This window comes from Pseudomonas sp. TE3910, from assembly GCF_056279025.1.
This window is the reverse complement of the sequence record NZ_JBWBQN010000001.1, coordinates 2457405-2474705: the sequence shown is the minus strand read 5'-3', so window position 1 is coordinate 2474705 and position 17301 is coordinate 2457405. Positions and strand designations below refer to the sequence as shown.

At 58.9% G+C, this 17301-nt stretch carries 18 protein-coding genes and 1 pseudogene; 12 read left to right on the top strand and 7 right to left on the bottom strand.

Annotated elements, in window-relative coordinates:
- Positions 1–38: 38 nt before the first annotated feature.
- From ACZ9H3_RS11205 to ACZ9H3_RS11195, 3 genes are read right to left on the bottom strand one after another with little or no spacing between them, the layout of a single operon-like run.
- On the bottom strand, positions 39–602 hold the full coding sequence (locus ACZ9H3_RS11205; protein WP_476220776.1) for a cob(I)yrinic acid a,c-diamide adenosyltransferase: 564 nt from the start codon (positions 600–602) through the stop codon (positions 39–41).
- 2 nt (positions 603–604) lie between these two features.
- Positions 605–2629, bottom strand: coding sequence for an ATP-binding protein (locus ACZ9H3_RS11200; RefSeq protein ID WP_099775711.1), 2025 nt, complete (start codon positions 2627–2629; stop codon positions 605–607).
- A gap of 52 nt (positions 2630–2681) precedes the next feature.
- On the bottom strand, positions 2682–3599 hold the full coding sequence (locus ACZ9H3_RS11195; RefSeq protein ID WP_099776773.1) for a putative 2-dehydropantoate 2-reductase: 918 nt from the start codon (positions 3597–3599) through the stop codon (positions 2682–2684).
- A 113-nt stretch (positions 3600–3712) separates the two neighbouring features.
- Here ACZ9H3_RS11195 and ACZ9H3_RS11190 point away from each other — a divergent pair, with 113 nt between their 5' ends.
- The 3 genes from ACZ9H3_RS11190 to ACZ9H3_RS11180 all read left to right on the top strand — a co-directional run bounded on the left by ACZ9H3_RS11190 (position 3713) and on the right by ACZ9H3_RS11180 (position 6522).
- Entirely contained in the window at positions 3713–4198 is a 486-nt protein-coding gene (locus tag ACZ9H3_RS11190; RefSeq protein ID WP_065758929.1) for a YajQ family cyclic di-GMP-binding protein, read from the top strand.
- Between the two features lie 113 nt (positions 4199–4311).
- Positions 4312–5151: a mechanosensitive ion channel family protein gene (locus tag ACZ9H3_RS11185; RefSeq protein ID WP_099775710.1), complete on the top strand. Its 840-nt coding sequence runs from the start codon at positions 4312–4314 to the stop codon at positions 5149–5151.
- Positions 5152–5283: 132 nt separating this feature from the next.
- Entirely contained in the window at positions 5284–6522 is a 1239-nt protein-coding gene (locus ACZ9H3_RS11180) for an MFS transporter (RefSeq protein WP_476222750.1), read from the top strand.
- On the opposite strand, the gene ACZ9H3_RS11175 is transcribed toward ACZ9H3_RS11180, so the two are convergent.
- From ACZ9H3_RS11175 to ACZ9H3_RS11165, 3 genes are all read right to left on the bottom strand, one after another.
- A complete protein-coding gene (locus ACZ9H3_RS11175) occupies positions 6519–8075 on the bottom strand; it encodes an AmpG family muropeptide MFS transporter (RefSeq protein ID WP_454240118.1) in 1557 nt (518 codons plus the stop codon). The genes ACZ9H3_RS11180 and ACZ9H3_RS11175 overlap by 4 nt on opposite strands.
- A 43-nt stretch (positions 8076–8118) precedes the next feature.
- Positions 8119–8472 carry an MGMT family protein gene (locus tag ACZ9H3_RS11170; RefSeq protein WP_065758932.1) on the bottom strand — a complete coding sequence of 118 codons (354 nt, stop codon included), beginning with the start codon at positions 8470–8472 and terminating at the stop codon, positions 8119–8121.
- A 114-nt stretch (positions 8473–8586) separates the two neighbouring features.
- Positions 8587–9345 carry an SDR family oxidoreductase gene (locus ACZ9H3_RS11165; protein WP_099775708.1) on the bottom strand — a complete coding sequence of 253 codons (759 nt, stop codon included), beginning with the start codon at positions 9343–9345 and terminating at the stop codon, positions 8587–8589.
- 76 nt (positions 9346–9421) lie between these two features.
- On the opposite strand from ACZ9H3_RS11165, the gene ACZ9H3_RS11160 reads away from it, so the two are divergent.
- From ACZ9H3_RS11160 to groL, 4 genes are all read left to right on the top strand, one after another.
- Positions 9422–10153 carry a HugZ family pyridoxamine 5'-phosphate oxidase gene (locus ACZ9H3_RS11160; RefSeq protein ID WP_476220769.1) on the top strand — a complete coding sequence of 244 codons (732 nt, stop codon included), beginning with the start codon at positions 9422–9424 and terminating at the stop codon, positions 10151–10153.
- 64 nt (positions 10154–10217) lie between these two features.
- Positions 10218–10688, top strand: a complete 471-nt coding sequence (locus tag ACZ9H3_RS11155; RefSeq protein WP_065758935.1) for an FxsA family protein — start codon at positions 10218–10220, stop codon at positions 10686–10688.
- Between the two features lie 263 nt (positions 10689–10951).
- Positions 10952–11245 carry a co-chaperone GroES gene (locus tag ACZ9H3_RS11150; RefSeq protein ID WP_065758936.1) on the top strand — a complete coding sequence of 98 codons (294 nt, stop codon included), beginning with the start codon at positions 10952–10954 and terminating at the stop codon, positions 11243–11245.
- Positions 11246–11294: 49 nt separating this feature from the next.
- A complete protein-coding gene (gene groL, locus ACZ9H3_RS11145; RefSeq protein WP_065758937.1) occupies positions 11295–12944 on the top strand; it encodes a chaperonin GroEL in 1650 nt (549 codons plus the stop codon).
- A 168-nt stretch (positions 12945–13112) separates the two neighbouring features.
- Here groL and ACZ9H3_RS11140 read toward each other — a convergent pair whose 3' ends face one another.
- On the bottom strand, positions 13113–13856 hold the full coding sequence (locus tag ACZ9H3_RS11140; RefSeq protein ID WP_454240115.1) for a phosphatase PAP2 family protein: 744 nt from the start codon (positions 13854–13856) through the stop codon (positions 13113–13115).
- 226 nt (positions 13857–14082) lie between these two features.
- On the opposite strand from ACZ9H3_RS11140, the gene colR reads away from it, so the two are divergent.
- The 5 genes and pseudogenes from colR to ACZ9H3_RS11115 all read left to right on the top strand — a co-directional run bounded on the left by colR (position 14083) and on the right by ACZ9H3_RS11115 (position 17243).
- Positions 14083–14766 (top strand): two-component system response regulator ColR, encoded by a 684-nt coding sequence (colR, locus tag ACZ9H3_RS11135; RefSeq protein WP_065758939.1) that lies wholly within the window; start codon positions 14083–14085, stop codon positions 14764–14766.
- Complete coding sequence (locus tag ACZ9H3_RS11130; RefSeq protein WP_065758940.1) at positions 14756–16066, top strand: sensor histidine kinase; 1311 nt, start codon at positions 14756–14758, stop codon at positions 16064–16066. Before colR ends, ACZ9H3_RS11130 begins: the two co-directional genes overlap by 11 nt.
- 121 nt (positions 16067–16187) lie before the next feature.
- On the top strand, positions 16188–16871 hold the full coding sequence (locus tag ACZ9H3_RS11125; protein WP_454240114.1) for a class I SAM-dependent methyltransferase: 684 nt from the start codon (positions 16188–16190) through the stop codon (positions 16869–16871).
- Between the two features lie 58 nt (positions 16872–16929).
- Positions 16930–17025, top strand: a pseudogene (locus ACZ9H3_RS11120) (lipopolysaccharide kinase InaA family protein); the annotation flags it as partial.
- Positions 17025–17243 carry a hypothetical protein gene (locus ACZ9H3_RS11115; RefSeq protein WP_065758942.1) on the top strand — a complete coding sequence of 73 codons (219 nt, stop codon included), beginning with the start codon at positions 17025–17027 and terminating at the stop codon, positions 17241–17243. The pseudogene ACZ9H3_RS11120 and the gene ACZ9H3_RS11115, both read left to right, overlap by 1 nt.
- The last annotated feature ends 58 nt before the right edge of the window (positions 17244–17301 follow it).

The window sequence follows — 17301 nt, the reverse complement described above, 5'->3', positions numbered from 1 at the left end:
CCACTGCGAATCGTGCTTGATGGGCGCTGACTGGCGCCTCAGGGTTTGGCTGCAGGCTGCCACAGCACCTCGGCCACGCCCTGGCGCCGCCCAATCAGTCGTGCCGCCACGAACAGTAGGTCGGACAACCGGTTGATGTAGGCCAAACCAACCCCAGTCAATGGCTCAATGGCGTTCAGCGCTTGGCAGCGTCGTTCGGCACTGCGGGCCAGGCTGCGGCAGACATGGGCCTGGGCGACCAGGGCTGAGCCTCCGGGCAGAATGAAATTCTCCAGCGGTCCCAGTTCATCGTTCCAGCGATCGATCACCTGCTCCAGTGATTCCACTTGCGCGTCATTCAAGGCTTGATAACTGGGCATCGCCAGCTCGCCTCCCAGATCGAACAGTCGATGCTGACAAGGTGAAAGCACTTCGATCAGTTCTGTCAGGGCAGGGTCCGTCGCAAGGCCTGCCAGCAGCACGCCAAGCTGGCTGTTGAGCGTATCTACTTCGCCAATGGCTTCAATGCGTGGGTGATTCTTCGGTACTCGGCGGCCATCGCCCAAGCCCGTTTCACCCTTGTCGCCCGTGCGGGTGTAGATCTTCGACAAACGAAAACCCATGTTCAAGACTCCGTCTTTTGGTTCGGTGTGGGGGTTGCCAGGGGCAGGCGCAAGGTGAAGCAGGTGCCTTGACCGGGTGCTGACTGCACCTCCATCTGGCCTTTGTGGTTATTGGTGATGATGAAGTAGGAGACGGACAGCCCCAGCCCGGTGCCCTGGCCAATTTCCTTGGTGGTGAAGAACGGCTCGAAGGTCCGCTTGCGTACGGCTTCCGTCATGCCGACACCGTTATCTTCGACCTGGATCTCGGCCCATGGTGGATTCAGTCGCGTGCGCAGGATGATGCGACCGGGCTCGCTATCATCCTGGCGCTGGTGAATGGCCTGAGCCGCGTTTTTAAGCAGGTTCAGCAGCACCTGTTCAAGCTCGTTCGCCGTGCAGGGTACCGGCCCCAGCTCAGGGTCGAACTGGCGGACAATGGCTTGGCCTTTGAAGTCGAAACCGATGGTCAGGTCGAAGTCGTTGCTGGCGATTTCTACCGCCTGGTCGATCAAGGCTGGCAGGTCGCAAGGCACCAGTTGGCGATTGCTGCGGCGGCTGAAGCTGAGCATATGGGTGACGATCTTGGCCGCTCGGGTGCCGGCCTGTTGGATGCCATCGAGCAGTTGCGGCACTTCGCGCAGTTGCAGGTAATGGTTGACGACGCTCAGGTCGATGCCTGCTTCACTGGCTTGCTCGATGTTCTTCGGCAAGTCAGGCGACAGCCGCCGCCGGATGTTCTGGACGTTGTGCAGAATCGCCCCGAGTGGGTTGTTGATTTCATGCGCCATGCCCGCTGCCAGGCCGCCGACCGAGAGCATTTTTTCCGATTGCACCATCATTTCCTCCAGCGACAGGCGCTGGGTGATGTCGTCTATACGGATCACCACGCCACGTCCGCCACCACCCATGAGTGGGTAAAAGGTCAGGGCATAGTGGCGAGGCTCGTCGTCCTTGGTCCAGGTGACGCGTTCAATTTTCGCTACCCGGTGCTTCTCGACGCTTTCCTTGAGTTGCGGCAGGAAGGGGCGTAATGGCTCGAAGGCGAGGAAAATCGGCTGGTTCAGCGCCTCGTCCAGCGGTGTGCCGGAGAGAGCGGTGGCTTCCTGGTTCCACTGGGTGACGTAGAGCTGCTCGTCGAGTGCGATCAGGGCCGAGGGCATCGAGTCGATAATGCTGTTGAGGTAGTTCTGAAACCCGGTGAGCTTTTTCTCGATCTTGCTGCGTACCTGGACTTCCAGTTCAAGCTTGCGGTTGGTATGGCGTGTTTCCTCGGCCAGGCCCTGAGCCTGGTCGAAGGCATCCTGGAATTCGTCGCGAGCGCGCTTGAGCTGTTGTTCGCGTGCTTCGATGCGCGAAAGCATCGTGTTGAAGGCTTCTGCGAGGCTGCCGATTTCGTCGCGGTTACCCGGCTGGGCGCGCAGGGCATAGTTCTCTTCACGGGTCACCTGGCGCGTGAGCTGTTCAAGCCGGTCGATGGGCTCGGTAATCAGGCGCTTGATCTGCCGGGCGATGATCATCCATAACAGCACACTGAACACCAGAATCCCCAGGCTGGCGGTCAGCGTGCCGGTGTAGAAGGCCATCGGCAGTTCGCTACTGGCCACCAGCAGCAAGTGGCTGGGCGGTGAACCAGGGCGTGGCAGCGGGATCAGTTGGGTGTTGCGAAATTCGGTGAGCCGCCAGGTTTCGATGTTGCGATAGCGTTTGGGCAGGTCGAGTAATTCGCCGTGCTGCAATTGCGCGAGACGCTTGCCATCGCTGCCATACAGGGCGGCAGCGCGCAGTGGCGAATAGCTGTCCAGCTCCCTGAGTAGCCGGTCGGCGGCTTCCGGTGAGTCGCTAGCCTGTTGCGCCAGTTGAGGGTTGGATACCAGTCGACCGATGGTCTGCAACGCCTGGGGCGCCATGCTCTCTTGAGAGATCCAATAGGCAGCACTGATGAAGGTCAGGTTGGCGACCAACATCACGGTAATCAGCAGCACCAGCAGGGCAGCTAGTAGCTTTTGCCCAACGGGCAGGTTTTCCAGGCGTTCGCGCAATGGCATGGTTGAGGCGTGATCCTGGTGGGGGGTTTAGGCGGCCAGAGTACCGCCCGAGTCAGTCGCTGGGCAATCCATGCGCATTCAGGTACTCGACCAGGCGCCGGTGGAGCCGTTCCAGGTGCGGCAATTCGCAGCCATGACGGGCGGCAATGCGGCAGGCATGGCCGAGCAGGTAGTGGATCTCTGTGCGGCGGCCCTGACGGACGTCCTGGTACATCGATGAGTAGTTGGCGGCGGTAGCCTGAATCACCCGCTCTACCTCCTCGGCGAGGCCATCGGCGGCCTGTGGTTGACCACAGCGGCGCAACAGCTCGGCGAGCTCCAAGCACAGGGTCGCCACTTCGCAGTGGTGTTCGCTCAGGCCGCCATTGCGGCACTCATGCAACACCGTCAGTGGGTTGATGGCGCAGTTCAAGGCCAGTTTGCGCCAGAGGCGGGTAAGGATGTCGGGTGTCCACTGGTGTGGTATCCCGGCGTCTTCCAGTTCATCGAGCCAGTCGGGCGTGCTGGGCCTGGCGGGATCGCCCAGCCAGTTGAAGCCGTGGCCGGCAAACACCACCTGCCAGTCCGCCTGACGAAAGGCGCCTTCCGTGCTGGAGGCGAAGATACAACGTGCGTGGGGCACCAGGGCGGCAACCTCGTCCTGGCTGCCCAGGCCGTTCTGCAGCAGGATCAGCTCGGCATTGGGGGCCAAGCGGGGCAGCAGGGGGGCAACCGCCTTGTGTGCGTCGTAGGCTTTGCAGGCCACCAGCAGACGGTGGATAGGCCCTGCGCCCGTCGCTGTCTGTGCGGGAATGGCATGAGTGTGCGCCTGATCCTGTTCGATCAGCGTCAGGCCGCCCGCGGCCTCATAGGCAGCCACACGCTCATCGTCCCGCAAGATCAGGCGTACTGCTTTGCCTGCACGAGCCAGACGACAGGCCCAAAGGCTGCCCAGACTGCCGGCGCCGAGAATATGCCAGGTGCTGCTCATCCGCGTTTCGCAACCGTTATAATGAGCGAGCATTTTAACCGTCAAACCCGGCGCGCTCCATCGTGCTCTTTCATCAGGGCAGGTAGCGTGTCTTTTATTTTTGGAGAAAGGATATGCCGTCGTTCGACGTGGTATCGGAACTGGACAAACACGAAGTCACCAACGCGGTAGACAACGCGATCAAGGAACTGGACCGGCGCTACGACCTGAAAGGCAAAGGCAGCTTCGAGTTCAAGGAAAAGGAGCTCACTGTCAATCTGACAGCCGAAGCCGAATTCCAGCTTGAGCAGATGATTGAAATCCTCAGGTTGTCGCTGATCAAACGCAAGATCGACGCCCAATGCCTGGAGATCAAGGATGCTTACCCGTCCGGTAAGGTCATGAAACAGGAAGCCGTCCTCAAGGAAGGTATCGACAAAGAGCTGGCGAAGAAGATCGTTGCCCACATCAAGGAGGCCAAACTCAAGGTTCAGGCCGCCATTCAGGGCGAGCAGGTACGGGTAACCGGCAAGAAGCGCGACGATTTGCAAGAGGCCATCGCCGCTTTGCGTGCCAAGGAATTCGGCATGCCATTGCAGTTCAACAATTTCCGCGACTGAGCACCCTGCGTCAGGAACCTCGGCGCCGTTCTGGCGTCCGAGCTTCTCTAGGCCGTTGATACGATTGCGGTGGGATATTTACGCTTTTTGCCATTTGGCATCAGGAGAGCACTATGGATTTGAACGCTGAAGTCGATCAACTGGTCAAGACCTCACAAAGCTGGATTCCATTGATCATGGAGTACGGCAGCCGTTTTCTGTTGGCGCTGCTGACGTTGTCCATTGGTTGGTGGCTGATCAACAAGGTGACATTCCGTCTGGGCAAGTTGCTGGCTTTGCGTAATGCCGACCTTGCACTGCAGGGGTTCATCAGTAGCCTGGCCAACATCGCCCTCAAAGTGCTGTTGATGGTCAGCGTCGCTTCGATGATCGGCGTAGAAACCACGTCCTTCGTTGCCGCCATTGGTGCCGCAGGCCTTGCCATTGGCTTGGCATTACAGGGCAGCCTGGCGAACTTTGCCGGTGGCGTGCTGATTTTGCTGTTCCGTCCGTTTCGCATTGGTGATGTGATCGAAGCGCAAGGGGTCAGCGGAACGGTGGATAGCATCCAGATCTTCCACACGGTGCTGCGTACGGGTGACAACAAGACCGTGATCATGCCCAACGGCAGCCTGTCCAACGGCATTATCACCAACCACAACCGTCAGCCGACCCGTAAGGTCGTGTTTGATGTTGGTGTCGACTACGATGCCGACTTGCAGGCTGCGCGTCGCGTGTTGCTTGAGCTGGCCAATGATCCACGGGTTCACAAGGATCCGGCGCCACAAGCCGTCGTGTCGACCCTGGGCGACAGTTCGATCACCATTTCCCTGCGTGCCTGGGTCAATACCGGTGACTACTGGGATGTGTTGTTCATGCTCAACGAGCATGCCCGTGATCGCCTGCGTGCCGAGGGGATCGACATTCCCTTTCCGCAGCGCGTGATTCGCGTGGTCCAGGAAGCGACTGCCTAAAACGCTGCCTCCCTAGGCACCCGCCTTGCCGATAGCATCGTCGGCAGGGCGGGTGCCTGGAATCTCCTATCGCGAGCGTGACTTTTCTGGCATACAGGCTGGCCAAATGTCGTTTGGCCTGGCGTTCCCATGTTGACCCCGCTGCTGCAAATCACCCCGCTGCGTGCATTCTGCTTCGCACTGACCTTGGCGCTCTTCGAGCTGCTGACCTATATCGCCAGTGATGTGGTCATGCCTGCCATGCCGACGGTGGTGAATGACCTGCAGGCGAGTGCAGATTTCATCCCCCATGCCCTGAATCTCTATCTGCTTGGCGGCGTACTGCTGCAATGGTTGATCGGGCCGTTGGCGGACCGTTATGGTCGGCGCCCGCTGCTGCTCGGTGGCTGCGTGTTTTTCAGCCTGATGTGCCTGCTCACCCATTGGGTGGAGGGGATTGAGCTGTTCAACCTGCTGCGATTGTTGCAGGGCATTGGTCTGGGCTTTGTGGTGACGGTGAGTTATCCCGCCCTGAACGAAGCCTTCAGTGAAGCGGATGCGGTGCGGATGATGGCCCTGCTCGCGAATATCGCCTTGCTATCCCCCTTGCTGGGGCCTTTGCTCGGCACGCTGTTGCTGGAGTGGATGTCCTGGCGTTGGATTTTTGTACTGATCGGCGCCGGTGGCATGCTTGCCTGGTTGGCGCTGTATCGCTTCATGCCTGAAACACTCGGTGTTGAGCGGCGTGACGGCAGCAGGCTGGCGTTTCAGCCGATTCATCTGCTGCCTTTGTTGGCCGGCTATCGACAGTTGTTGCTCAACCGTTACTTCGTCGCGGGCAGCATGGCGCTTGGTTTGATCGGGTTGCCGTTGATCGCCTGGATCGGGCTTTCGCCGGTACTGCTCATTCACGGCCAGGGCTTGAGTACGCTGGACTACGCGCTGTGGCAACTGCCGGTGTTTGGCGGCCTGATTGCCGGAAACCTGATCATTAACCGGATTGCCGAGCGCTATACACTGCTGGCCCTCGTGCGCCGTGGGCTGTGGCCGCTGGTGAGTGGTTTGCTGGCAATGATGGTTGTCGCCTGGTTGTACCCGTCGGTGATCGGTGTGGTTGCAGGGCTATCGGTATACGCGCTTGGCCTTGGAGTCTGTAATGCCGTGTTGTACCGCATCACGCTGTTTGCCAGCGAGCAAAGCAAAGGCCTGGTGTCGGCGATGCTGGGCATGATCACCATTGCTTTGCTCGGCCTGGGAGGCTCCTTGCTGGCAATACTGGGTGCGGGTGAGGGCTTGCTGACGTTCGCTTGGGTCGCGGGTGTCGCCGGCCTGCTGGCGCTCTGGCCGTTGCGTACGGTGCTGAGCGCTGGCGAGCCGGTTGTCTCGGATTAAGGGCGTTCGCCCACCGAGTTCTGTGGCTGATCCTGAGGTTCAGGCTTTCCACGGCGGGCTTCTTGATGCCAGTGCAGGGCAATCAGGATAAGCGTGGGTACACCCAGCAGTGCCGTAATCAGGAAGAAGTCGTGGTAGCCGAACTTTTCCACCATGACGCCTGAGTATCCACCGATCAGCCTTGGCAGCAACAGCATGATGGAACTGAGCAGGGCATACTGGGTGGCCGAGAACTTGAGGTTGGTCAGGCTCGACAGGTAGGCGACAAACGCCGAAGTCGCCATGCCAGAGCTGAAGTTATCCAGCGAGATGGTGACGATCAGCATGTTCAGGTTGGGGCCCATGTCTGCCAGCATCAGGAACAGGATGTTGGTGCTGGCCGAGGCTGCGCCACCGATGAACAGGATCGGCAGGATGCCGAAACGGACGATCAGCAGCCCGCCTAGGCCGGCGCCCACCAAGGTCATGATCAACCCGAAGATCTTGCTGATGCTGGCGATCTGATCCTTGGTGAAGCCTTGATCGATGTAGAACACGTTGGCCATCACGCCCATCACTGTATCGGACATCCGGTAGGTTGCGATCAGCCCAAGCAATAGCAAGGCCTGCCAGCGGTAGCGCGTAATGAAGTCGTTGACCGGGGTCAGCACCGGGGCCAGGCCACGCCGGCCCATTGAGGACAGGCACAACGCTGTGAGCGTGATGTACAGAATCGCGCGAAGGAACGCGCGGTCTTCCAGCAGCAAGTCAAGCAGGCTCACGCCCTCGAACAGCACACTGGCAAAGTCGGTGTAGTACAACTGGGTAAACGTTGCCGGTACCGACACGAGCAGTACGATCAGCACGAACACGGATACCAGTTGGTGGGCAAAGCCATAGCGCGCCGCCGACAACTGAGTGCGCAGTGGTACAGGCGGTTCGCGCATCAACAGGCTGGTAATCAGTGCCGGCACCATCATCACACCGAACAGCACATAGGTACCGGTCCAGGCTTTGTGGAGGTAGTTGAAACCGGTGGAGCCGAAACCTTCAGCGAAAAACAGGGCGCCCGCGGTAGCCAGCAGGGCCGCGACGCGGTAGCCAGCCATATAGCTGGCTGCCAGGGCTGCCTGGCGCTGATCGTCGGCGATCTCCAGGCGATAGGCATCAACGGCAATATCCTGTGTTGCCGAGGAAAACGCGACAAGTACGGCCAGTGCAATCAGCCAGGACAAGTGTTTTTGGGGGTCGCAGAACCCCATCCCGACCAGGCCCACGACGACCAGCACCTGCGATAACACGAGCCAGGAGCGGCGTCGACCGAGCTTGCCCAGCAGTGGCAGGCGCCACTGGTCGAGCAGTGGCGACCACACCCATTTAAAGGCGTACGCCAAGCCTATCAGGCTGGCATAGCCAATCGTCTCGCGGGCCACACCGGCCTCGCGCAGCCACACGGACAGGGTTGAGAACACCAACATGTACGGCAGGCCGGCGGCAAAGCCGAGCAGCAACAGCACCAGCGTTGACGGGCTGGCATAGGCAGCGAGCGCATCGCGCCAGGTTTTACGGGGCATGGGCCAACATCTGCCTCAAGTTTACGAAAACAAAGCGCGCACTCTAACCGCTGTGCTCCATTGGACGCCAGCCATGGTACGACATATCCACACGATTATTCTGGACGGTGACCCCTTCTGCACGCAGCCTGGCACGTTGTTCATCACCTGAAGGTGTGCCTTGCGCAAGGCTCAGGCGGCCACCGGCAGCAATCACGCGGTGCCAGGGAAGCTGTGTCGAATCGGGCAGTTGCCCGAGGGTACGCCCGACCCAGCGCGCAGCACGCCCCAGCCCGGCCATTTCGGCCAATTGACCATAGCTGACGACTTTGCCTGCAGGTACCTGGTTCAGTGCTACATAGAGTGCCGTTCGTCTGGCTTCAGGCGTTTGCCTTGGATCACCGGGCACGGCGTTCACTGTTGTGCACTCTGCGCGACAGCCTGTCGGGTCGCAGTGAGCCGGGAAACAGCAATTGAACACATCGGCATGGTTTGGCTCCGTCCTCGCCCGGGGCGTATCTGGATAACGCTTTTACAGGCGCAAACCACCGTCCAGTTCCAGAATGCGCCCGCTGAAGTAATCGTTTTCAAGAATGTAGGCGGCCGAATGGGCAATTTCCGCTGGCGTGCCCATGCGCTTGAGTGGAATGCCAGCCGTCATTTTCTCCAGCGCCTCGGGCTTCATGCTCGCGGTCATCTCGGTTTCGATGAACCCGGGGGCAATGCCGGCCACGCGGATACCATAGCGGGCCAGCTCTTTTGCCCAGGTAACCGTGGCGGCCGCGACGCCTGCCTTGGCGGCCGAGTAGTTGGTCTGGCCCAGGTTCCCCGCGCGGGAAATCGAGGAAATGTTGATGATTGCGCCCTGGTTCTTCAGTTCGATCATTTTTGCTGCCACTTCACGGGTGCAGAGGAACACCCCCGTGAGGTTGACGTCGATCACGGACTGCCATTGGGCCAGGCTCATTTTGCTCAGTTGGCCATCCTTGACCTTCACCAGCAGACCGTCACGCAGGATGCCCGCGTTGTTGATCAGGCCGTGAATGGCTCCGAAATCCGCCGCCACCTGCTCAACCATCTGGACGACCTGGTCTTCGTCAGCGACATTGCACAGGTAGTGGCGTGCTTCGACACCCAGCGCCTTGCACGCCGCGACGGTGTGCTGGAGTTTTTCTTCGTTGAGGTCGACGAGCGCCAGGCGTGCCCCTTTACCCGCCAGGTACTCGGCCATTGAACGGCCCAAACCCTGGCAGCCGCCGGTGATAATGATTACTTTGTCAGTCAACTGCATAAGGATGCTCCACGGGCAGGTTTGGGGCGGGCGAACACATTTTATTTATGACGAATTCTAGTCTGGGGGTCACAACGTGAGCGCTAAAGCGACGAAGCATGCACGAGAACTGCTGCTCAAGGAATACCGGGGCGTCCTGTCGACCCACTCCAAGTCGATGCCGGGCTTTCCGTTTGGTTCGGTGGTGCCCTATTGCCTGGATGCCGAAGGTCATCCGCTGATCCTCATCAGCCGTATCGCTCAGCACACTCATAACCTGCAGCGTGATCCGAAATGTTCGTTGCTGGTCGGCGAGCGGGGCGCTGAAGACGTCCAGGCGGTGGGCCGTCTGACGCTGCTAGCCGAGGCCCTGCAGCTTGAGGACGCCGACGCCATTGAAGCGGCAGCCGAACGTTATTACCGTTATTTTCCGGAGTCGCGTAATTACCACCGCGCGCATGATTTCGATTTCTGGGTGCTCAAACCCGTGCGTTATCGCTATATCGGCGGCTTTGGCGCAATTCACTGGCTGGACCACGTGGCCCTTGCCAACCCGTTTGCCGGGAAGGTTGAGGCCAGTATGGTCGAGCACATGAATAGCGATCATGCCAACGCGATTGCTCACTATGTGGCCTTGAGCGGCTTGCCGCAGACCGTGCCTGCGCAGATGGCCGGTATCGACAGCGAAGGCATGCACTTGCGAATTGGCCATGGCCTCTACTGGCTGGCGTTTGGTGAGCCTTGCAACACGCCGACACAAGTACGCGAAGCCTTGGTTTTTCTGGCCCACGCCGACGATTGGCCGAGTAACGAGCCGGTTGAGGCTTGAAATTGCAATGGACTGCAACCATTAACCGGGTATTGGAAGGTCGTCTTCCGTCGAGGAACCCTTGATGCGTGCTTTTCTACTGCTGTTTCTGCTTTTTCCGGTGCTCGAGCTCTATGTGTTTTTCAAGGTCAGCACAGCCATTGGTTTTTTCCCGGCGTTGCTGCTGATCATTGCCTCTTCTGCACTGGGTGTGCTGGTCATGCGGGTGGCTGGTCTGGCTACCGCGCTGCGCGCCCGTGAAAGCCTGCAGCGTGGCGAACTGCCTGCTGAGGAGATGTTCCAGGGGTTGTTGCTGGCCGTCGGTGGCGGTCTGCTCCTGGTGCCTGGTTTCATTACTGACGTGCTGGGCCTGATCTGCCTGCTGCCGTTCACCCGACGCCTGATCGGTCGACGTTTGCGTGAGCGTGCCGAGGCGCAGGCCATGCGTCAGCGGGCGTTTTCAGATGACCCGTTTGCAGGCCGTCCTGGTGCTCAGGGCGGTACGCCGCGGCAGCCGAATGTGATCGAAGGCGAGTACGAGCATCGCGACTCTTGAACCCTGGCGATAACCTGACGGCCCCATACGGGGCCGTTTTTCATTCGCCCGCTCGACAAAAAAAATTTCATGTACAGCCTTGTAATCGCCTTGAGCGACCTCATGTATGGGTCACCGAAAGGTTTCTGGTTACAAACACCAGACAAGACATGCGTGGTTCGCTTGGCGAGCCACCAACGGTCGGGCCAACTTGGGCCACGCCGATAGCCTCAACCAGCCGGTTTAAACCGGCCGATGAAAACCACAATTAGGAGAGATCGACAATGAAGCTTCGTCCTCTGCATGACCGCGTCGTCATCCGTCGCAGCGAAGAAGAATCGAAAACCGCTGGCGGTATCGTTCTGCCAGGTTCGGCTGCTGAAAAACCTAACCGTGGCGAAATTGTCGCTGTAGGTACCGGCCGCATCCTGGATAACGGTGAAGTACGTGCGCTGGCCGTGAAAGTGGGTGACAAGGTTGTTTTCGGCCCTTACTCCGGTAGCAACACTGTGAAAGTCGACGGCGAAGACCTGCTGGTGATGAGCGAGAACGAAATTCTCGCGGTCATCGAAGGTTAATCAACCGCTGGTTTCCCGTTACTTCAAAGTATTCAAGGATTAAACGATCATGGCTGCTAAAGACGTAAAATTCGGCGATTCCGCCCGTAAGAAAATGCTGGTTGGTGTCAACGTTCTGGCTGACGCGGTAAAAGCGACCCTGGGCCCGAAAGGCCGTAACGTAGTTCTGGCCAAGAGCTTCGGCGCACCGACCATCACCAAGGACGGCGTTTCTGTCGCCAAAGAAATCGAGCTGAAAGACGCGTTCGAGAACATGGGCGCTCAGCTGCTCAAGGACGTCGCTTCCAAGGCTAACGATGATGCCGGTGATGGCACCACCACCGCTACCGTTCTGGCTCAAGCCATCGTCAACGAAGGCCTGAAAGCCGTCGCTGCCGGCATGAACCCGATGGACCTGAAGCGCGGTATCGACAAGGCGACCATCGCCATCGTCAAAGAGCTGAAAGGTCTGTCCAAGCCATGCGCCGACTCCAAGGCCATTGCTCAGGTTGGTACTATCTCGGCCAACTCCGACAACTCCATCGGTGACATCATTGCCGAAGCCATGGAAAAAGTCGGTAAAGAAGGCGTCATCACTGTCGAAGAAGGCTCGGGCCTGGAAAACGAACTGTCGGTTGTTGAAGGCATGCAGTTCGACCGTGGCTACCTGTCCCCTTACTTCGTCAACAAGCCAGACACCATGGTTGCCGAGCTGGAAGGCCCGCTGCTGCTGCTGGTTGACAAAAAGATCTCCAACATCCGCGAACTGCTGCCAGTTCTGGAAGCCGTTGCCAAGTCCGGCCGTCCGCTGCTGATCGTAGCTGAAGACGTTGAAGGCGAAGCGCTGGCGACCCTGGTCGTCAACAACATGCGCGGTATCGTCAAGGTTGCTGCAGTCAAGGCACCTGGTTTCGGCGACCGTCGCAAGGCCATGCTGCAGGACATCGCTGTCCTGACCGGCGGTACCGTGATCTCCGAAGAAATCGGCCTGAGCCTGGAGTCCGCTACCCTGGAGCATCTGGGTAACGCCAAGCGTGTCACCCTGTCGAAAGAAAACACCACCATCATCGACGGTGCAGGTTCCGAAGCCGACATCGAAGCACGCGTCAAGCAGATCCGTGCCCAGATCGAAGAGACTTCTTCGGACTACGATCGTGAAAAACTGCAAGAGCGTCTGGCCAAACTGGCTGGCGGTGTTGCCGTGATCAAGGTCGGTGCTGGCACCGAAGTTGAAATGAAAGAGAAGAAAGCCCGCGTTGAAGACGCCCTGCACGCTACCCGTGCAGCCGTTGAAGAAGGCGTGGTGCCTGGCGGTGGTGTAGCACTGGTCCGCGCTCTGCAAGCCATTTCCGAACTGAAAGGCGACAACGCCGATCAGGACGTGGGTATTGCTCTGCTGCGTCGCGCTGTTGAAGCGCCGCTGCGCCAGATCACTGCTAACGCCGGCGACGAGCCAAGCGTTGTGGTTGACAAGGTCAAGCAAGGTTCGGGCAACTTCGGTTACAACGCTGCTACCGGTGAGTACGGCGACATGATCGAGATGGGCATCCTGGACCCAGCCAAGGTTACCCGTTCGGCTCTGCAAGCTGCAGCGTCCATCGGTGGTCTGATGATCACCACCGAAGCGATGGTTGCTGACGCTCCAGAAGACAAGCCTGCCGGTGGCATGCCTGATATGGGCGGCATGGGTGGCATGGGCGGTATGGGCGGCATGATGTAAGCCAGCCTTACCCGCTTCAAAATAAAACCCCTGGCCGAAAGGCCAGGGGTTTTTTGTTTTACGGGGACATCGCTGCCACAGGGCCTACCTGCGAAGGTAGCGGTAGGTCAGTGTGTTGGCTGCATCTGGATCACGCTGCTTGAACACATCCCCTGTAGGGCAATTCGGTTATCGGGTTTGGACTGTTGCTGGTGCAGGCACTTCAGCGGTGGCCGGTCTGCGGTACAGCACGGCGTAGTAGCAGCCCAGGCTGATCAACCAGCAGAATACGGCAGTCCAGACGTTGTGCGAGAAGAAGTGCGCGCCTTGCAGCATCCGTCCGACCGAAAACACGGTACCCAGCCCAAAGGCAAACCACAGTGCTGCCCGTGCCATGCGTGGGCGTCGATCACGGAGCACGAAAAACAGTGCGAACAGGGTAAAACCAGTGGCCGCATGGCCGCCTGGCCAGCAGCGTCCGGGTTTGTCCGTTGCTGGGCGTGGGCTGAGCAGTTCGCTGTAGGTCTCTTTGCCGCCGAATTCCTGCAGGCTCCAAGGACACTGCACAGCGGTTACTGCCTTGAGCGGGGTTACAAAGCTGGTAGACAAGGCCATTGCCATTACCAGGCAACCCAGTTCGCGGCGCCAGGGGTTGAGTTTTTTCAGCAGCAGGCTGGCGATAAACCCGACAATCGCTGCCAATCCCAAGACGATTACAACTTGTTTGGCCCGATCATGCAGGATGTCTTCAAGAAAGAAGCTGTGTCGTCCGATGAACTGGCCTGCCACAGGGTCATAGGCCCACTTGGCAATGTTCATGTCCAGGCTGGTCAGTTCCAGAAGGAGCAGGGCGGTGGCGACTAAAAGGGGAAGGCCGAGGTACAGCCAGGTGTTAATGGGGCGCGATGGTGGGCGGATGCGGGCTTCAGGCATGACAGGTCCTGGCAAACAAAATGGACAGTCCCGGTCGGCAAGCCCGAGCCGGGTATAGGCTTGACGTAACGACCGGCGATTTTCTGTGGAGGGGGGTGCGTAGTCTGTGAATACTCGGTGAAAAAAACGTTAACCAGTGATAAATCTGTTCTGATCTGGCAGTACGTGAGCGATGGCCTTAAGCTGCGCCTGCCAAGCAGGCAAATGCAGTGAACGGGGGATACCCATGCGAATTCTATTGGTTGAAGACAACCGCGATATTCTGGCCAATCTGGCAGATTACCTTGGCCTCAAGGGCTACACGGTCGATTGTGCCCAAGACGGCCTTTCGGGTTTGCACCTGGCGGCGACCGAACACTATGACCTGATTGTGCTCGACATCATGTTACCCGGTATTGACGGCTACACGCTATGCAAGCGCTTGCGCGAGGATGCCCGGCGCGACACGCCGGTGATCATGCTCACCGCCCGTGACCAACTTGACGACCGTCTTCAGGGTTTTCGCTCGGGCGCCGACGATTACCTGCTCAAGCCATTTGCCCTGTCGGAGTTGGCCGCACGTATTGAGGCGGTGCTGCGTCGTGCTCAGGGTGGCGGACGCCGCAGCCTGCAAGTCGGTGATTTGAGTTATGACCTGGACACGCTTGAGGTCACGCGCCAAGGGCGCTTGCTCAAGTTGAACCCGGTCGGCCTGAAATTGCTTGCCGTACTCATGCAAAAAAGCCCCCATGTGCTGCGTCGCGAAGTGCTTGAAGAGGCGCTCTGGGGGGATGACTGTCCTGACAGTGATAGCCTGCGTAGCCACGTTCATCAACTACGCCAGGTGATCGACAAGCCGTTCGACAAGCCATTGCTGCACACAGTACATGGTGTGGGGTACCGCATGGCCGAGGGCCGCGATGGAGTTTAAGCAAAGCCTGGCGCAGCGGATCATCATCGCCTTTGCCTTGATGAGCGCCTTGGTCGCGGGAGCGTTCGCTTTCGGTATTGTGGCGACGGTACATCTGGTCGAAGAGCGTTTGATCTCTGCCGTATTGGGTGGCGATCTGCAGCGGTTGCTGTTGATGGACAGCGTGAGTGACTGGAGCCACAGGCCACGGCCAGATCAACTGTTCTACTTCAGCGGCGGGCGCGATGACTTTGCCTTGCCCAAGGATCTCAGGCACCTGGACCCGGGGTTTCATGAGGTCTTTCGCGATCAACTGTCGTATCACGCGATGGTCGAGATTGTAGATGGCCGTCGCTATGTCCTGTTGCAGGATCAAAGTGATTTCGAAGAGCGCGAGCGTGTGCTTTTTGCCGTCGTGGTGGTCGGCTTTGTGTTGAGCCTGGCGCTGGCGGTGTTCCTGGGCTGGGTGTTGGCGCGCAAGGTAATGGCGCCGGTGATCCGTTTGGCTCGTCAGGTTCGTCACCGCGATCAATTGTTGGGCCTCGCACCGCCTCTGGCTCCGGATTATGCCGCCGATGAGGTCGGGCAACTGGCGGTGGCATTCGATGCCACCTTGGGCCGATTACGCGATGCATTGACCCGTGAGCGGCTGTTCACCAGTGATGTGAGTCATGAGTTGCGTACACCCTTGATGGTGCTGGCCACGTCCTGCGAATTGCTGCTGGAGAACACGAAGCTCGATGACCGCGCAAGGGCACAGGTCGAGCGTATCGCCAGGGCCAGCGAGGAAATGCGTGAGTTGGTCAAAACCTTCCTGATGTTGGCCCGGGCTCAGCGTGATGAGGGGGCCGTTGCCTCGCAGGCGACCCTGAAAGAAGTCGCTGATGACCTGCTGGGGGTGTGGCGCGACACCATTGAACAGAAAGGCCTGCAGTTGTACTACAGCGCAGGCGCTGCGGGATCGGTTCTCTACAATGCAACCTTTCTGCAGGCGGTGATGGGCAATCTGCTGCGTAATGCGGCGCATTACACTGAACGCGGTTTCATTCGCTTAACCTTGGAACCCTCCGGGTTCATGGTTGAAGACAGTGGCGTGGGCATTCCTGAAGAGCAGCGTGAAGCCATGTTCCAGCCGTTTGTACGCGGTGGAGAAAAGCGTGGTGAGGGGCTGGGGTTGGGGTTGTCATTGGTACAGCGGATCTGTGATGACCAGTGCTGGATTGTCAGCCTCACGGCCATGACACCCAATGGCTGTCGCTTCCATGTCGATCTGAGCCACGGCCGAAGTCAATTGACTGATCGGGATGAGATCATCGGCTAACCCCGTCCTGAAACAGGATGAAGTTGGTGGGAACGTGTTTAACGTTTTTTTCACATCCGCATGACCTGACGCCAACGCCCACCTGAATAAGGTGGGCGCCAATGGAGTCAGGAGAGGCAGAATGCGTAGTCCCATCAAGCTCGAGTTTTCCGAGAAGCACGATCAGCAACAGGCTCAGGATTGCTTTCTCAAGCATCAAGATGGGTTGGCGCGCCGTCTGTCCCACCAGCGTGATGAACAGTTGGCGCGTCGTGCGCTGGCGCTGTCGGGGGAGCCGGGTCTTGTGCTTGATCTGCCGTGTGGTGCCGGGCATTTTTGGCCGTTGCTGGCGGAAAAAAACAATCGTGTGATCATCGGCGCCGACAACTCGGAGGCGATGCTTGAAACCGCTCGTACATCGCAACCGGCCGGTGTCGTCGAGCGTGTGCGCACCCTGCAGACCTCGGCATTCAACATCGACTTGCCCGACAATGCCGTCGACAGCATTTTCTGTATGCGACTCTTTCAGCAGGTTGGTGAAGCGGCGCACCGCAAGGTCATTCTCTCCGAGTTTCAACGTGTCTCCCGTGACAGCGTGATCCTCTCGCTCTGGGTCGATGGCAACTTCAAAGCCTGGCGACGTAAAAAGCTGGAAGCACGTCGCTTGGCGAAAACAGGTTCAGAAGAGGCTCGCCAGAATCGCTTTGTGCTGCCTGCTGCCACGGTGGAGCAGGAGTTCGTCGAAGCAGGATTCCGCATTCAGGAACGGTTGGATTTTTTGCCGTTCTACGCCATGTGGCGCGTTTACGTGCTGCGTAAAGGCTAGGAGGCGCCTGTCTGTCACCGCCACGGCAGCCGTTTGGCCGCCTACAACGATCACATAGTTGCGTCACCATTCGTCGTGGCGCAACGCAGACTGGCAAAAGCTGCTCTATTTTTACCTCAGGGTGTTTGGCAGCGCTGTCAAAGGTTTAGAGTAATGAAACTAGAAATTGCTCGAGGTCTGTTCTTCCTGGGTGGTCTGGCAATCGCCACCGCTGCGGCAGCCGCGTGGGATGAACCAGGCCCTGGTATCCTCAGCGACACGGCCCACTGCCCTACGCCACATGTTGTCAAGGATCGAGTCGTGGCCACGCCCGATCACGACTTGCTACTGTTGTTGTTCGGCTTGAGGCAAGGGCTTCGCCCCCAAAGCTGATGGTGTTTTGGGTGACCTGAAAAGCCTCGTCAACGACGGGGCTTTTGATTATGGGCTA